General features: G+C 42.7%; 12 protein-coding genes and 6 pseudogenes. 13 read left to right on the top strand and 5 right to left on the bottom strand.

Features of this window, described 5'->3' with window-relative positions; genetic code table 11:
* Window positions 1-13: 13 nt before the first annotated feature.
* From xerD to G7Y90_RS03985, 4 genes and pseudogenes are all read left to right on the top strand, one after another.
* Window positions 14-951 (top strand): annotated as a pseudogene (gene xerD / locus G7Y90_RS04000) (site-specific tyrosine recombinase XerD).
* 40 nt (window positions 952-991) lie between these two features.
* Window positions 992-1,255, top strand: coding sequence for a hypothetical protein (locus G7Y90_RS03995; protein ID WP_250163462.1), 264 nt, complete (start codon window positions 992-994; stop codon window positions 1,253-1,255).
* A gap of 4 nt (window positions 1,256-1,259) precedes the next feature.
* Entirely contained in the window at window positions 1,260-1,592 is a 333-nt protein-coding gene (locus G7Y90_RS03990) for a hypothetical protein (protein ID WP_250163461.1), read from the top strand.
* Window positions 1,593-2,104: 512 nt separating this feature from the next.
* Window positions 2,105-2,713 carry a class I SAM-dependent methyltransferase gene (locus G7Y90_RS03985; RefSeq protein ID WP_250163460.1) on the top strand — a complete coding sequence of 203 codons (609 nt, stop codon included), beginning with the start codon at window positions 2,105-2,107 and terminating at the stop codon, window positions 2,711-2,713.
* Window positions 2,714-2,806: 93 nt separating this feature from the next.
* On the opposite strand, the pseudogene lptG reads toward G7Y90_RS03985, so the two are convergent.
* From lptG to G7Y90_RS03970, 3 genes and pseudogenes are all read right to left on the bottom strand, one after another.
* Window positions 2,807-4,029 (bottom strand): annotated as a pseudogene (gene lptG, locus G7Y90_RS03980) (LPS export ABC transporter permease LptG).
* The gene (locus tag G7Y90_RS03975; protein WP_250163459.1) at window positions 4,029-4,823 is read right to left on the bottom strand and encodes an LptF/LptG family permease; all 795 of its coding nucleotides are present in this window, start codon (window positions 4,821-4,823) and stop codon (window positions 4,029-4,031) included. The pseudogene lptG and the gene G7Y90_RS03975 overlap by 1 nt, the downstream one beginning before the upstream one ends.
* Window positions 4,820-5,323 (bottom strand): LptF/LptG family permease, encoded by a 504-nt coding sequence (locus G7Y90_RS03970; protein ID WP_250163458.1) that lies wholly within the window; start codon window positions 5,321-5,323, stop codon window positions 4,820-4,822. Before G7Y90_RS03970 ends, G7Y90_RS03975 begins: the two co-directional genes overlap by 4 nt.
* Window positions 5,324-5,887: 564 nt before the next feature.
* Here G7Y90_RS03970 and G7Y90_RS03965 point away from each other — a divergent pair.
* From G7Y90_RS03965 to sstT (G7Y90_RS03920), 8 genes and pseudogenes are all read left to right on the top strand, one after another.
* Window positions 5,888-6,328: an isochorismatase family protein gene (locus G7Y90_RS03965; RefSeq protein ID WP_250163457.1), complete on the top strand. Its 441-nt coding sequence runs from the start codon at window positions 5,888-5,890 to the stop codon at window positions 6,326-6,328.
* Window positions 6,325-6,507: a cysteine hydrolase family protein gene (locus G7Y90_RS03960; protein WP_250163456.1), complete on the top strand. Its 183-nt coding sequence runs from the start codon at window positions 6,325-6,327 to the stop codon at window positions 6,505-6,507. The genes G7Y90_RS03965 and G7Y90_RS03960 overlap by 4 nt, the downstream gene beginning before the upstream one ends.
* A gap of 186 nt (window positions 6,508-6,693) precedes the next feature.
* Window positions 6,694-8,370 (top strand): annotated as a pseudogene (locus G7Y90_RS18840) (leucyl aminopeptidase).
* An 83-nt stretch (window positions 8,371-8,453) separates the two neighbouring features.
* Complete coding sequence (locus G7Y90_RS03940) at window positions 8,454-8,894, top strand: DNA polymerase III subunit chi (RefSeq protein WP_250163453.1); 441 nt, start codon at window positions 8,454-8,456, stop codon at window positions 8,892-8,894.
* A 212-nt stretch (window positions 8,895-9,106) separates the two neighbouring features.
* Window positions 9,107-10,307, top strand: a pseudogene (gene sstT / locus G7Y90_RS03935) (serine/threonine transporter SstT).
* 113 nt (window positions 10,308-10,420) lie between these two features.
* A complete protein-coding gene (locus G7Y90_RS03930; protein ID WP_250163452.1) occupies window positions 10,421-10,942 on the top strand; it encodes a helix-turn-helix domain-containing protein in 522 nt (173 codons plus the stop codon).
* Window positions 10,930-11,769: an IS3 family transposase gene (locus G7Y90_RS03925; RefSeq protein ID WP_250163924.1), complete on the top strand. Its 840-nt coding sequence runs from the start codon at window positions 10,930-10,932 to the stop codon at window positions 11,767-11,769. The genes G7Y90_RS03930 and G7Y90_RS03925 overlap by 13 nt, the downstream gene beginning before the upstream one ends.
* 173 nt (window positions 11,770-11,942) lie before the next feature.
* Window positions 11,943-13,146 (top strand): annotated as a pseudogene (gene sstT / locus G7Y90_RS03920) (serine/threonine transporter SstT).
* Between the two features lie 92 nt (window positions 13,147-13,238).
* Here sstT (G7Y90_RS03920) and G7Y90_RS03915 read toward each other — a convergent pair.
* Complete coding sequence (locus tag G7Y90_RS03915; RefSeq protein ID WP_060490155.1) at window positions 13,239-13,562, bottom strand: chaperone modulator CbpM; 324 nt, start codon at window positions 13,560-13,562, stop codon at window positions 13,239-13,241.
* A 92-nt stretch (window positions 13,563-13,654) separates the two neighbouring features.
* A pseudogene (locus G7Y90_RS03910) lies at window positions 13,655-14,635 on the bottom strand (DnaJ C-terminal domain-containing protein).
* Between the two features lie 851 nt (window positions 14,636-15,486).
* Here G7Y90_RS03910 and G7Y90_RS03905 point away from each other — a divergent pair.
* Window positions 15,487-15,849, top strand: a complete 363-nt coding sequence (locus G7Y90_RS03905; RefSeq protein ID WP_045442968.1) for a septal ring lytic transglycosylase RlpA family protein — start codon at window positions 15,487-15,489, stop codon at window positions 15,847-15,849.
* Window positions 15,850-15,851 lie beyond the last annotated feature (2 nt).

Here is a 15,851-nt window from a genome sequence, read left to right as displayed (position 1 = left end):
CGAGTACTGAGTTATGAGCCGTGATCGTGCCGTGCAACAGCGCCAACCTAAGGCGCTGGCAGTAGATGACGAACCCAGTTATGTGACTGAGTTTCGTCAAGCCATGCTGGCACGTGGTCTAGCGACGCGTACTCGTAACGCTTATGTCCGCGATCTGCGCTCTTGCGAGCTGACCAATCCTATTGCCCTGACACGCTGGCAGCCTGATGACGTGCTGCACTGCTTATCAACCCTGACTCAAGAAGGCAAAACTCCACGTACCCAAGCACGCATGCTCTCAAGCTTGCGTCAGTTCTACTTATGGATGATTGCCAGTAATCTGCGCGAAGACAATCCTTGCGAGCGTATTAAAAGCCCCAAGCTCGGACGTCCACTGCCCAAAGACTTAGCAGAAGCAGATGTCGATAATCTACTTGCTGCGCCTGATACTAGCACCGCGCTCGGACTGCGTGATAAAGCCATGTTAGAGGTGCTATATGCGTGCGGGCTGCGTGTGAGCGAGTTGATTAATCTGTCATTAGAGCAAGTGAATCTAAACGCTGGCTGGCTACAAATCACGGGGAAAGGTAATAAAACCCGACTGGTGCCACTCGGCGAATATGCAAACGATGCGCTAGAGGATTATCTAACGCATGCTCGTGGTGATTTGATTGCACATTTGAAGTCAGGGAATTGTCAAGCAGTGTTTTTGACGGCGCAAGGTGGCTATATGACACGGCAAACTTTTGGTATTTGTTAAAGAAACACGCCAAAGTCGCCAGTATCGATAAAGAGCTATCACCGCATACACTGCGTCACGCTTTTGCCACGCATTTGCTGAATCATGGCGCAGATTTGCGTAGCGTGCAGTTATTACTTGGGCACAGTGATTTATCAACCACGCAAATCTATACCCATGTGGCGACGGCGAGATTGCAGAAATTGCATGCGGAGCATCATCCGCGAGGTTAGGGTTTTATCATAGTAATATTGATAAACAAAGAGTTATGCTATGTACGTTGAAGTCAAAAACATTAAAGAAGATGGTAATGAGATAACATATGAGTTTTTTAATGGGTCATGTGTCTCTAATGGAATTTTTGTACTATACAAGGATAGAATGGAGCCATTTACCTTTGATATGTCGTGTCGGTTGATTAAGCCTATTGATGGTTATGCTCCTGAGGCACACTATCAAAGAGCAATGGTAGCCGTCATGAAAAGTTATAAGAAAAATGGTAAGTTACCTGAAAAATCTTTTTTTATGTCAGGATAATACAATGACTGAAGCTTACATTAACTCATTACTACGTGATATTCCGTCCAATGTTGATTATACAGAGTTGCCTGAAGATATAGACCTGAGGACTTACCTTGAGCGTATCGAAAAGGTTAAAACTCTTTTAGTACATGAGGATGATTATATCGTTTTTCAGGCAGCACGATTATTAACTTCTTGGGGTGTTGAAAAAGGCTTCCATATTTTAGAAAAATTGCTGGTAGAGAATAAGCTACGAGGTATGATACAACATCGTCTACATGGATATGATGAGACTTATAAACACGTTCTATATGCATTTATGCTATTGGGCAAATCGATCAGATATAGGTAAAGGAGAACAAGCAAGAAAAGCGATCTGTAATCCTATATCTATTATTATTAAAGCATCTAATATGCAATCTTTCCAAATCGCAGGATTGTTCAGACTGGTAAGCAAAAAGACTTTGTTGAATATATTCCATTACTAAAAGAACATCTTCAAATCATAATTAAGAATCCAGAAGATAATTATTGGAGAATTCATGATGTTATTGAACTGTTCTTAAAAGTTGACCCTGACTTCGTTGCGCAAGTGCTAAAAGAACATAAGAAAGAACTGTCCAATTTTGGGTTTTAAAATTAATCGTTTATCCAATCGTAAGACACGCTTAGTATAAGTGTACTAATGATAAATATTATCTTGATTGAGAGATGCAAGGTATACTCTGCTCTTATTCAAACATCGCTATAATTCTTACAACATACTGCAAACTCCCTCTTTTCTCGTTACAATACGCGTATGATGTGCACGCTGCATAACTGAGCAATGCACCGCCTTTTACTTATCCATTATCCGAGAATCTCATGAGCCATAGACCACCTGCTGACCTATTAAAAAACGCCCAACATTGGCGCGAAGACATTAATTTTCGCCAAGACGTACTGGGTAAGCCATTTGATTTTGCGACCACGTGGGGTATTTTTTCACCGCAAAAGCTTGATGATGGTAGCTTGATGCTGCTTGATTATATTGATTTTGAAGCGGACGATGACTCGATCGATTTGGGCTGTGGTTACGGCGTACTCGGTATGACGGCAGCGCGTGAATGTCCAAACGGCCTGCATACTTTGATTGATAAAGATTTTATGGCAGTCGAATATGCCTGCCTAAATTGTGAGAAAAACGGTCTAAAAAACGTCGATGTGCATTTATCAAATGGCTTCAATCACGTAGCAAAAGACAAAGACTTTAGCCTTGTGATGTCGAACTTACCAGCCAAAGTAGGTAAAGAGCAGCATTATTTATATTTCCTCGATGCCTATGCGCGTATGCGTAAAGGTGGGCGTTTTTATGTGGTGACAATCAATGGCCTACGTCAGTTTGTGAAGCGCTCGTTTACCGAAGTGTTTGGTAATAGTGAAAAGATCAAACAAGGTAAGACCTATACCATTACCATGGCGACCAAAGACTAAGCTTTAAAAGCTTATGTATTAAAAGCTGCGCAAACAAAAAGCCCGCTAAATCGTCATGATCTAGCGGGCTTTTTTATGGCTAAATTTCTAAAATTACATCTGCCGTTTGAGCAAATAGCCACCCAATATCGCACTGGCGATAATCGGTAATATCACCATTAATAATGGCGAAAATCCAGTCGCCAATGAGACAAAGCCAACCAAGTCTTGCACGTAACTAAATAGCAAGCCAAATAGCAATGCCACGACGATACGCAAGCCCAAGCTATGCGTCCGCAGTGAGCCAAAAACGAATGAGCAGGCAACTATCACTAGCGATAAAATTGATAGCGGTGAGAGCAGTTTTTGCCAAAAAGCCAGCTCATGACTTAGCGAGCGCGTGCCTTGTTGGCGCATAAATTGACGATGCTCATACAGCTGAGTCAATGACAAATCTTCGGCCTTACGGGTAAGCAGATACACCGATTCAGGGGCAAAGGGCAGGCTTAAAGTATCTGACGGTGAGATGGCTTGGCTACTCTCAAAGCCCTGATTAATCATCAGCTTGGTCATGTTGTTCAGCTGCCACTCATAGCGATATTGCTCGCTCGGTTTGCTGCTAGCAGGATTAACAGGTTCACGACCAATATATTGACCACCCTCAGCGTGAATGGCCGTTTGCGTGAAGCGTTTTTTGCAGGTTTTGTTTTTTAACTTCGCCGATATTACCTTGTACATCAGCATAATCGATATACAAAATATCGCTACCATCTGGCTTGGCGCTGCCATCTTTTGTACTCTCAAAGCGTGGCTGCAACGTCCAATAACCGCGTACCGAGGTGACCAATGAACTGCTGTCTTCATCGTTGATTTCTTTTGCCAATTGATTAGAGTGTGGCAGCACGAACTGATTGATAATCAATGCGAGCAACACAAAAATCAAAGCAGGCTGCAATACCCAACCGACGATACGATAAACGCTGACGCCAGCGGCACGCATCACGACCAGCTCACTTTTATTGGCAAGCAAGCCCAAGCCAACCACTGCACCTAGCAATGCGCCAGTGGGAATAAATTGCTCTAAAAAATAAGGCGAGCGAAAAAATATACTTAATCGCCTCGCCCATGGTATAGCTATCATCTAACGAATCCAGCTCAGACAAATAAGAGAATACCAGCTGTAATGCCCACAAGCCTATGACAGCTCCGACGATTGCGAGCAAAGCGTTCAGCTTGACGTAACGGCTCAGCACTTTTAGTTTGGCAGGTTTGCGAGCGTACTTAGCATGAGCATTTTTCGAGTCAGGATTAGATGGTTTAGAAGATAAGACACTCATTAGGACTGCCCTCCTTGTGAGCCACTGCTCTGATGATCGGCAACCGTTAAAGGTGTGTTCTTCGGTTTGCGAAAGCGTAATCGATGCTGCACACGGCTACCCCAATTCATATAAAGTGCCAATGCCATAAATCCTAAAATGAGCCACGCATATGCCCAGACGCTCACGCTGCCTTTGCTAACAGCATTTTTAAGTGAAATAATACCCAGCGCACAGCTGACAAACAATAAAATAGAAGGAAATAGGCGCAACCAGCGACCTTGACGCGGGCGTACTTGTGCCAGTGGTACAGCGAGCATTGGTGCAATGATCATCAACCACGGCAATGCTAGACGATAGCCAAGCTCACTTTGTGCCACACGCAGCGAGTTGCCACTATTTGCCGTACCACCCGTCGCGGCTTGCCATAATGGTCCAATCGCTTGCGTTTCGATATTATCTTCGGTGATGACTTCTTTTGAGGATTCTGTCAAAGTAATGCGGTAACGATCAAAGCCCACTTGATTGTATTTCAGACTGCCAGCACCGACTTCATAACGCCGCCCTTGGAACAAGTCCAATTGGGTCACACCGCTATTACCTTTGTCTACTTGCTCAGCACGCTTAGCCAACGTAATAGTATCTTTGCTGATGTTGGTATTATTAGTAATCGCCGTTGGCATATTTGGTATGTCTGAAATATTTAATTGCTCAGCTGTTTCGGGATCGATGGTGTTTTTAACATCGACGGCAGCCTCTTTAGCAGTGTTATTTTTAGCGGCACTGCCCTTTTTTTCAGGCTCAGATTGAATCAAATCACATCTTGCAATTGCTTTTTATCATCACTCAAGCTGCCCACATACAAATGATAATTGCCACTACTAATAAATTCATTGGGACGAATTAAATCAAAAGCGCTGGTCAATGCCTGCTGTTGCCAGACACTTTCCGATGAGCGTACGCCCCACGGTTTACCAACGATGGATAAAGCCGCTTCCCCAACGAACAACGCCAAGATTAACGGCGTCATCAAACGGGCAAGTTTACCACGCGACACCCCACTAGCATTAATCACTGCCATTTCTTGATCGACATACAGCCGCCCGAATACCAGCATTAGAGCGATAAAAAATGCCAATGGCAGGATAAGCTCTAAAAAGTAGGGCAAATTATAACCAATGATGGTAAATAACAAGCTGATATCTAAATTGCCTTCTGCGGCAATACCAAAGTAACGGATCAAACGACCGCCCAGCATCATCACCACTAAAAACCCCAAAACCAATGCGGTCGTTGAGGCAACTTGTTGAGTCATATAGCGGCGTAATATCACAATGGGCACTCTTTTAAAAAGGTTGATAGTCGCACGATTTATCGCAGCTTTATTGGCAAACACTGACAATTATGGACCGCTCTAAATACAATAGCTGATACCGATAACTGAACCATAGAAATACAAGACCGTGCTGCTCAATCAGATACTTAAACAGCCCTAAAAGCAACGGCAAAAGATATGAAAATATCTGCGAGACGGGTTAGCGACATGCTGTAAAAATTAGCGGTAAAGATAACCGCTAATCCTAGCATATTTTGCTCAAAAATGGCTGTGAAATGTGTTTGCAAACATTGCACCCCTCTTGCTATAACGCTGTATGGCTCACTAATAATAGATAAGATATGAAAAGAATAATGAGAATTTAACTCATTAGTTTGTCTTATCTAAAAAGCCTTTTTATTAAGTCTTTGCACGACCTTTTTACTTGATGTCATTTGGAAACCTTTGTGTGTCATTCGTATCACTGCCCTCGCACCATTAGGATTACTTGTTAAACTGAGAAAACTAAAAATTCCTAATTATCTCGCCCAATGGAGAATATTAATGACAAATAAACTCGGTTCTACCCCTTCTACTTTACTTGAACTTGCTGGCGGTCAATTTGATACGCTCGATTGGTCAAATTGCGCCGTGGTTTTTATTGACTATCAAAACGAATATGTCGATGGGGCGATGCCATTGGGGAAAGCTGGTACGAACGCCATTGCAAATGCGCGCCTATTGCTAGATAAAGCTCGTACACAGAACGTCCCTATCTTTCATATCGCCCATCACGGCGCAGATAATGGCAACGTTTTTGATCCTTTGTCATCTAATGTCGAGATTATCGCTGAATTACAACCAAAGGATGGCGAAACCGTCATCGTCAAAAAAAATCCCAATGCGTTCCATGATACCCAGCTGCAAGCACTTATTTCAGCTGCACAAAAACAGCAAATTATTTTTGCTGGGTTTATGAGTCATATGGTGTTAGCTCAAGCGTGAGAGCCGCCTTTGATTTAGGCTTTGACAGTTTTGTTTGCCATGATGCTTGTGCTACTCGCGATCTGCCTGACTATAAAAAAGATAAAATCAGCGCTGATATCATGCATGCTACCGCGATGGCAGCACTGCAAGATAGATTTGCCGCTTTAGTAGCAACCGATGAGTTAGTTAATAGCTAATAAGCGGTTCGAACCCATAACCTAAACCTTGCTCACTGCGCACTCACCTCGCAATATGCTACACTATTGCGATTGCTTGATTGGCCAAACAATCTGATAATTTAACAGGTATCAGCAATTAAAAAAATCTGCCATTTTCATAGCGCTAACGTCATAACTATAATGTCATAACCCCAATAAGGATAAATATATGATAAATTAACCCAAACACTGCCAAAAACCCATACGCAAAAAATTCTCAAAAAAGAAGCCAAAAGTAAAGACGCGGCCTGCCTTGTCGTTTTAATCGATGATCAAAAAACATCTTAGCTGAGTCAGTTTTGAGCGATTATCAAACCCGCATTGAGCAATTGAAGTATCACACTTCACACTTTAACGGCAAAGCTTGTGAAACGGTTGCTGACTATGCGCTAGCGGGTGATAAGAAAACCACCAAAGAAAACCCAGTACAGCTCTTATTGGTCGGTGTAGGTAATGTTGATAAATTGCGTCATAGCGTTCTAGAAAAAATTGCCAATACCATTTATAAGAGCACCCAAAAGCGTGTTGACTCTATCACTGTGGCACTAGGTGATGCGTTAGAAGAAACCAGTTTAGTCAATTCGCGCTGAGCTTACTGGCAGCAAGCTATCGTTTTGACAAGTACAAATCTGAGCAGCAAACACCTGTTTTAACAGACATCTACTTATTGGCAGAGCCATCTTTAGAAGCGTCATTAGACTTTGCACAAGCGGTCTTTACTGGTCAAAGCTTGACCCGTGATGTCGCCAATGAGCCGGGTAATATCTGTTTCCCAGCGTATATGGCTGAGCAGCACAGGAATTGGCAGCCCACTTATCCCTGACCTATAAAAGTAACGGTACTTGGTGAAGACGAGATGTCAGCACTGGGTATGAACTGCTTCTTGGGTCGCGCAGGCTCTACCAAGAAGGCAAACTGGTACTGATGGAGTATCGTGGCAAGTCTAATTTTAGCGTCAATACTGATGGTGATACTAACAAAACCATTACCAACAGCGCAAAAGTAGCTGGCGGTCTCAAAGCCTTGGCTGATAAATTACCAACCAAAGCTGCTAGCAAAAAAGCCGCTAAAAATGCTGAACAGAATAGCGAAGACAATGTCCAAAGTGCACACGATGATGCCCCTATCGTGCTTGTTGGTAAGGGTGTTACCTTTGATTCAGGTGGTATCTCAATCAAGCCCGGTGCGGCGATGGATGAGATGAAATTTGATATGGGTGGCTCTGCGGCGGTACTCGGTACTCTAAAAGCATTATGTGAAGCGCGTCTACCTATCAATGTCGTCGGGGCGCTAGCTTGTGCTGAAAATATGCCATCAGGCGAGGCGACGCGCCCAGGCGATATCATCAAAGCAATGAACGGTAAGTCTGTTGAAATCTTAAATACCGATGCTGAAGGTCGTTTAGTATTGTGCGATACCTTATGCTACGTACAAAAGTATTATCAGCCAAAAGCCATCATCGATGTCGCAACCTTGACTGGTGCTTGTGTGGTTGCGTTGGGTCATGTACGCTCGGCAGTCTTTAGTAATGACGAAGATGTTTTGTTTGACTTAGAAAACGCCAGTAACCTATCAGGCGACCTTATCTGGCACATGCCGATGGATGACGAGTATCAAACGCAGATTGACTCGCCTATCGCTGATATTCAAAATATCGGTGGTAAAGGTGCGGGCGCTGTGACTGCTGCCTGTTTCTTATCGCGCTTTATAGAAGAAGGTCAAGCATGGGCGCATTTAGACATCGCTGGTACGGCATGGATTTCAGGTCAAGACAAAGCCGCGACTGGTCGTCCTGTGCCATTATTTATGCAATACCTAAAAAATAGCGCAAATATGGCATAATCTATTGATGAATCATCACTCAATGAAAACCACTCTATGAAAGTTAGCTTTATGTATTAACTGAGAATAAAGCCCAAGATTTCTTGGGCTTTATTTGTCAGCTGACCCAGACGGCGCTCAATAAAAGCAGCCAGTCGTTATTGATTCTTATCGAAAAAAACGATGCATTGCTGTCGACGCTTGATGAAGCCCTTTGGGCACAAGACGATACGAGCTTTATACCGCATCAACGCCTTTTAGATTCTAATCCTGAAGGCGCCGATATTGACGGTGTTCATACTGATATTAATAATCAATTATTAGCACCAGTGTTGCTTGCCAGCTATATGCCAGCCGACTTTAAAGGGATCGTACTCAATACTACGATACGTCCCGTTAATGACTATATAAATGCTACCAGCAATACATTGCCAACTCGTATTTTAGAGCTTATCAAACCTGATAATGTCAGCACTGAGGCAGGACGCGCTAAATATAAGCATTACCAGCAACTCGGCTATGAGCTTACCCATTTCAAAGTTTAATCTTCTATTACAAAATCAAACGCCAGTCATGGCGTTTTTTGTGCTTAAATGTCGACTTTTAAAATTCTTAGAGGCTTATAAGTACGTTATTGCCTACTGCCTTATAAAATCAGTCAGTAGGCGCTTATCACAAAAAATGCTAACATCCTTCGGTCGTTAAGCTAACGATTGTTAAGCTAATATTTATTTCCAAATAGACTAAAGGGGTAAAAATGCATTCATTAATAGCGATGTACCAACGAATCGGATTGGTAACGCTGATTGTTATCGGTTTAGTACTAGGTACTTTGATAGGATGGCTAGCGCCAAGTGTAGGTATTGCCTTAGGTATTTGGGGACTCTGTTCGTAGGTGCCCTAAAAGCCGTTGCCCCTATACTGGTATTTTTCTTAGTGATGGCAGCTATCTGTCAACATCGTAGCGGTAATAAGGTCTATGTAAAACCGGTGCTGTTTTTATATCTGATAGGCACTTTTATAGCCGCTTTGGTCGCTGTTGGTGCCAGCTTTTTATTCCCAACCGAATTGACGTTAGTGAATGCGACCATCGAGCAAGTACCGCCAGCAAACTTAAAGGAAGTATTTAACAATTTATTACTCAGTCTAGTCGCCAATCCAGTTGCTGCCCTAGCCAATGCTAACTATATCGGTATATTAGCTTGGGCGTTATTATGGGTATTGCGCTACGACAAGCTGGCGAGACGACTCGCAGCACTGTCAATGACATTGCAGATGCCATCTCAAAAGTAGTCAAATGGGTCATCGCGCTAGCACCTTTTGGTATCTTGGGATTAGTCGCCAATACCGTCGCTGATACTGGCTTTGCTGCGCTATTGGGCTATGCACGAATTTTGCTAGTACTGATAGGCTGTATGTTGTTTATTGCTTTAGTGACTAACCCTCTCCTCGTATATTTCAAAACGGGTAAAAACCCTTATCCACTGGTATTCACCTGCTTACGTGAATCTGGTATTACTGCGTTTTTTACCCGTAGCTCTGCTGCCAACATTCCTATCAATATGAACCTTGCCAGCAAATTAGGGTTACATGAAAATACTTATTCAGTCACCCTGCCATTAGGCGCTACTATTAATATGGCAGGTGCAGCGATTACTATTAATGTGTTAACCCTTGCAGCGGCGCATACTTTGGGTATTGAAGTTACCTTTGGCTCAGCATTACTGCTAAGTCTAGTCGCTACGATTAGTGCTGGTGGCACCTCTGGCGTCGCTGGTGGCTCATTACTACTCATTCCTTTGGCGGCCAGTTTATTCAACATTCCTGATGATATTGCGCTTCAAGTGGTGGCTATTGGCTTTATTATTAGTGTGCTGCAAGACTCCGCAGAGACCGCCTTGAACTCGTCAACTGACGTATTATTTACTGCTGCAGCTGATCCAAAATATGCGCGCTAATATCACTTGAGATGACCATAACAAACCAATCATCTTAAATTAATAGGTATAAAAAAAAAAAGGGCTTAATGAACTGAACCCCATAAGTTGGACACAACTTATGGGGTATTTTTATGCGTTACGATCTAGACTTTAAGATGCAAGTCATCGCATACTATCGGCAAGGCCATAGTAGTCACGCCACCGCTAAGAAGTTTAACGTCAATCCAGAGTTTGTACTCAAATGGGTTAAGCAATACCAAAGCGGTGGCATAAATGCCATTAAGCCAAAGACAAGTAAGGCCAAATACAGCAGTGAGTTTAAACATCACGTGATTACGACCATGCTTAAAGAAGATTTAAGTCAATCTGAGGTGGCACTGAAGTTTAACATCAGCTCACCGGCGCTCATTAGTCATTGGCACAAAGCTTATCGATTACAGGGTATGTCTGGACTCGTATCTAAACCTAAAGGTAGAACCGCCATGAGCAAACCATTTATCACAGACAAGCCAGATGATGAAAAGAGCTTAGCAGAGCTTAAGCGTGAGAATGAGTATCTACGTGCGGAGAACGCCTACCTAAAAAAGCTAGATGCCTTGCTCAAACAGAAGAAGAAACAAGCTTTGAAAAAGCAAGGCTCATCGAAGGACTAAGAGAGCGCTGCTGTTTATCTGACTTACTTAAAGCCGCTGGTATGCCCAAAAGTGTCTTTTACTATCATAGAGCAAGACTTGAGCGTGATGACAAATACACTGAATTAAAACAGCGTATTGCTAAGCTGTATCATCAGCACAAAGGCAGGTATGGCTATCGCAGAATCACTGAGGCTCTAAAGCAGTTAGGTAGTCATTACAACCACAAGCTCATCGCTAAGCTGATGCGTAACATGAAGCTTAGCGCCAAGATAAGACGTCAGAAGTACCGCTCTTATAAAGGACAACAAGGTAAGATTGCAAAGAACTATTTAAAGCGCCAGTTTACTGCAGATAAACCGAACACACGCTGGCTCACCGATATTACTGAGTTTAAGGTGGGTGATCATAAGCTGTATTTATCACCCATACTCGATTGTTATAACAATGAGATCATCAGCTATACGCTCTCAAAGAGACCCACTTATGACTTAGTTGGTAAGATGCTAGCTAGTGCTTTAGATAAGACAAAGGCGTGCCGTGGTAAGAGATTAATGCTGCATTCAGATCAAGGGTGGCATTATCAAATGAAACCGTTTAGCACGACGCTTAAACAGCATGGAATTAAGCAAAGTATGAGCAGAAAAGGCAACTGCTTAGATAATGCACTGATAGAGGGGTTCTTCGGTACGCTGAAGTGCGAGACGATTTATATTGAGAAACCGAAGACTATTGAGCAGTTAGAACAACAGATTCATGAGTATATACATTATTATAATCATGAGCGTATTCAACTTAAATTAAAAGGACTGAGTCCTGTGCAATACAGAACTCAGTCCTTGTTATAAACTAAACCGTCCAACATTTGGGGGTCAGTTCATAACGGCCCTTTTTTTGGTTATAATTTACCCAATTTATTCTGTTTTACGAATCTTACCTTTATACGAGTATGAGACTAGTAAAGCAAAAAATATAAAATGGCTTGATCTCTTTTATTATTCATTAGATTGTCGGGGTAAGGATGTATTCATTTTTTGCGATGTATAAGCGCATTGGTCTAGTACCACTTATTATTATCGGTTTGATAGCGGGAGTATTGATAGGTTGGTTGGCACCAGATATCGGTATTGCCTTAGGATTATTGGGTACCTTATTCGTGGGCGCATTAAAAGCCGTTGCACCGATACTGGTATTTGTGTTGGTCATGGCGGCCATTAGCCAACATCGCAGCGGTAATGAAGTTTACGTCAAGCCTGTGCTTATCATGTATGTTTGGCACTTTTTTAGCCGCACTGACTGCTGTTGGCGCGAGCTTTTTATTTCCGACAGAACTGGTATTGGTCAACGCCACAATTGAGCAAGTCCCACCAGCCAACCTCAAAGAAGTACTGACCAATCTACTGCTAAATCTGGTTGCCAATCCTGTTAATGCCATCGCTGAAGCCAACTATATTGGTATTTTAGCGTGGGCAATTATCATCGGTTTCGCACTGCGCCAAGCCAGTGATACCACACGCACTGTGGTCGGTGATTTTTCTGACGCCATCTCCCAAGTGGTGAAGTGGGTCATTGCCCTAGCACCTTTTGGTATCTTGGGTTTGGTCGCCAACACCGTCGCTGAGACAGGCTTTGCGGCTTTGGCAGGTTATGCGCGTATCTTGATGGTACTGGTCGGTTGTATGTTATTTATCGCTTTGATTGCTAATCCTATTATTGTACTGATCAAAACGGGCAAAAACCCTTATCCGCTAGTATTCAAATGCTTGCGTGAGTCAGGGATTACCGCATTCTTTACGCGTAGCTCGGCTGCCAACATTCCGGTCAATATGAACCTTGCCCGCAAACTGGGTTTACACGAAGATACTTATTCGGTGACGATTCCACTGGGTGCGACCATTAATATGGCCGGCGCGGCGATTACGATTAATGTCTTAACGCTTGCAGCCGCGCATACACTCGGTATTGAAGTGACCTTTGCCTCAGCACTGCTACTCAGTTTGGTTGCAACCATTAGTGCCTGCGGTGCCTCTGGTGTCGCTGGTGGTTCATTATTGCTTATACCATTAGCAGCAAGCTTATTTAATATTCCAAACGATATCGCCATGCAAGTGGTTGCGATTGGCTTTATCATTGGTGTGATACAGGATTCTGCCGAAACGGCGTTGAACTCTTCAACGGATGTACTGTTTACACACGCAGCAGCTGATCCAAAATATGCGCGTTAAACGCTAAATATATTATTTGCAAAAAAAGGGTCTCATTTTAGAGACCCTTTTTTTGTACTGATTTTTTATGTACTGAATAAAGGGGAAATAAGTTATTTTAAAGGATCGATTTCAATTTCAATCACTGGTGTCTGCATGTCTAATTGGCGTTTAAATTGGCGTAATTGTTCGAGCTCATCCAATAACTCAAGTATCAAGCCAATCGCAGGAACACTGGCTTCAAAGTCGCGGCTAAGGCGCGAGGCACGGCGCACTGTCGTCAGCTGATAACCAGTGAACTGCTCACGTTCCGGCACATCATATTCGATGATGTCCTCTTCAATCAATTCGATGACCCATTGGCGCTCTTGGCCACAGGCAGATACCAGCTCATCCAAGCTCATGATAATGTCGGTAAATTCAGGCGAGTGTTTCATAGCTATTATCCTCGTTTGCTCTTTATTTCATCGTTATCGTATGGTCTTCATCTCTATTACAGTGTTTCAATGTGAGTAATTTTTGGCGGCCATTAACGACTAATATTGATGTCGGCAAAGGCTTGTTTTAATTGCTCATAAGCTTGGGTCGCAGCCTCAGTGCTGATATCAGGGTTCACGATGTTTAAGGTTAGATACAAATCACCCGCTTGCTTAGCAGGGATACCTTTACCTTTTAGGCGTAAATTGCTACCAGACTTGCTGTTCTTAGGCACAGTCACAGCAAGCGTACCAGCTGGCGTACTGACGTTGATTTTTTCACCCAACGCCGCTTCCCATGGCGTTATATTGACGGTTTGATAAACATCAGCGCCTTCGATACGGATATTGTCTGCATGACGGATTTTTACTTTTAAAAAAATCGCCATTTTTTCCGCCACCAATACCAGCGGCACCTTGCCCTGCTAAGCGAATTTGCTTGCCATCAGTGATGCCTTTAGGGATTTTAATTTTCAGCGTTTTGTTGTCATACTCGACACTGCCATTCGGTTGACGAATAGGGACATTCAACTTAATGCTGTAGTCGTCGCCATTATAAACGGACGCCAAATCAACCGTAATCTCTGCATGTTGATCTTGACCTTTGCTATCTTGCGAGCCAAAACCACCACGCTGTGATTGTCCACCAGCTGAACCACGTGCACCACGACCAAATGCCGAAAAGATGTCATCGAAGCGGAAGCCACCATCGCCATAAGCTTCGCCTTCACCAAACTGATCTTTGATATCTTCCCAGCGATAGCCGCCTTGCCCGCCACTTGCAGATTGACCACCAAAACCACCACTTTGACCAGCAAAGGGATTGTCTAGCATGGCGTCATATTCGGCACGCTTTTCTTTATCTCTAATGGTTTCGTAAGCATTATTAATCTCAGCAATCTTATTGTCTGCATCTGGATCATCGCTCACATCAGGGTGATATTGACGGACAAGCTTACGATATCTTTTTTAATATCTGCAGCTGACGCGTCTTTTTTGACCCCTAAAATGTCATAGTAATTTTTCTCTGCCATGTTTTTGTCCTCAACATAAAAGCATGTTAATGATACTGGTATGCCCATTTTAAACGATATGGTACGGAAATTTATTCAACTGCGACATAACAGGTGTTAACGATAGTCTATCTAATAATGATAGTAATATAAAAATTCAATACCGTTATACAAATATTACCAGTAATAGTGCCGAACAACAGCAGTGTTTAAGTTGTTTGAAGCACTTGGGGCGTGTTGAACATTCGATCATGGCACTGACAGGGACTATTTTTCAGGCGATTCGACGTTAAAAATAGTAAGTTTAGTCATTCTAAGCGTATATTTTTAACAATGAAGCGGCAAAAAAGAGTCCTGTCCCCTTCTGTTAATATCGGGGCTGATACTAAAATTGCCCCATACTACGTTGCAATTCTAGCTAAGGTATTAACATTATCTTCGACTTGCGCCTTGGCTGGAACAATTTTAGCTATCAGCAGTGCCCATTTGTGAATGTTCAACACGCCCTAATACATTGTTATTCACTTGTGCCACGGTAGTCATGTGTTTCTCTATGATTCTGGCATTACTATTCTTTGATAGCCACAGACGTCATATCAATTTAACACTCGCCCTAATGAAAAAATAGAGAGTCAAGCCAAAAACACCATTAACAATGTAAATCATTATTTAAAACAATTACATACAGATCACTGATATTCACTAGCTAGCGTGCCTAAATGAGCGTTTTGACCTTGGTAGTTCTTTTACAGAACCGTAAGAATATGACAAAGTATGTGTTGTAAAATGAATATACTGTTTGTACTCATAGGGAGTATGAATAACATAGGCAAGTGTATCTGTCTATTTTATAAATTGCTTAAAGGTATTAAATGTCTTATTTAATCAAGTCTTTGGTTATCACATTATCACTATTGCTGAGTACCACCGTTTTTGCTGGAAACACCAGTTATTACGGTAGTCAGTTCCACGGTAAACGCACTGCTAGTGGTAGTATCTTCAACATGAACTCTTTGACCGCTGCGCATCGCACGTTGCCGTTTGGTACGAAGGTACAAGTGACCAACAAGAAGACAAAGCAGAGTGTAATCGTAAAAATTACCGATAGAGGCCCTTTCATTCGGGGTCGTATTTTGGATTTATCGAAAGCCGCTGCTGGTCAAATAAACTGTCAGTTATGTACGACCACAATGGAAATACTGTCTTATGGTGATGGTAAATACCGTAAGGAATAACG

This window comes from Psychrobacter sp. WY6, from assembly GCF_018448495.1.
Lineage (GTDB): Bacteria > Pseudomonadota > Gammaproteobacteria > Pseudomonadales > Moraxellaceae > Psychrobacter.
This window is presented reverse-complemented; position numbering and strand designations above follow the sequence as displayed.

Coding starts and splice junctions, on each gene's coding strand:
- G7Y90_RS03995 (WP_250163462.1), top strand. CDS start 992: ATGTACGTTGAAGTCAAAAACATTAAAGAAGATGGTAATGAGATAACA.
- G7Y90_RS03990 (WP_250163461.1), top strand. CDS start 1,260: ATGACTGAAGCTTACATTAACTCATTACTACGTGATATTCCGTCCAAT.
- G7Y90_RS03985 (WP_250163460.1), top strand. CDS start 2,105: ATGAGCCATAGACCACCTGCTGACCTATTAAAAAACGCCCAACATTGG.
- G7Y90_RS03970 (WP_250163458.1), bottom strand. CDS start 5,323: ATGACTCAACAAGTTGCCTCAACGACCGCATTGGTTTTGGGGTTTTTA.
- G7Y90_RS03965 (WP_250163457.1), top strand. CDS start 5,888: ATGACAAATAAACTCGGTTCTACCCCTTCTACTTTACTTGAACTTGCT.
- G7Y90_RS03930 (WP_250163452.1), top strand. CDS start 10,421: ATGCGTTACGATCTAGACTTTAAGATGCAAGTCATCGCATACTATCGG.
- G7Y90_RS03915 (WP_060490155.1), bottom strand. CDS start 13,562: ATGAAACACTCGCCTGAATTTACCGACATTATCATGAGCTTGGATGAG.
- G7Y90_RS03905 (WP_045442968.1), top strand. CDS start 15,487: ATGTCTTATTTAATCAAGTCTTTGGTTATCACATTATCACTATTGCTG.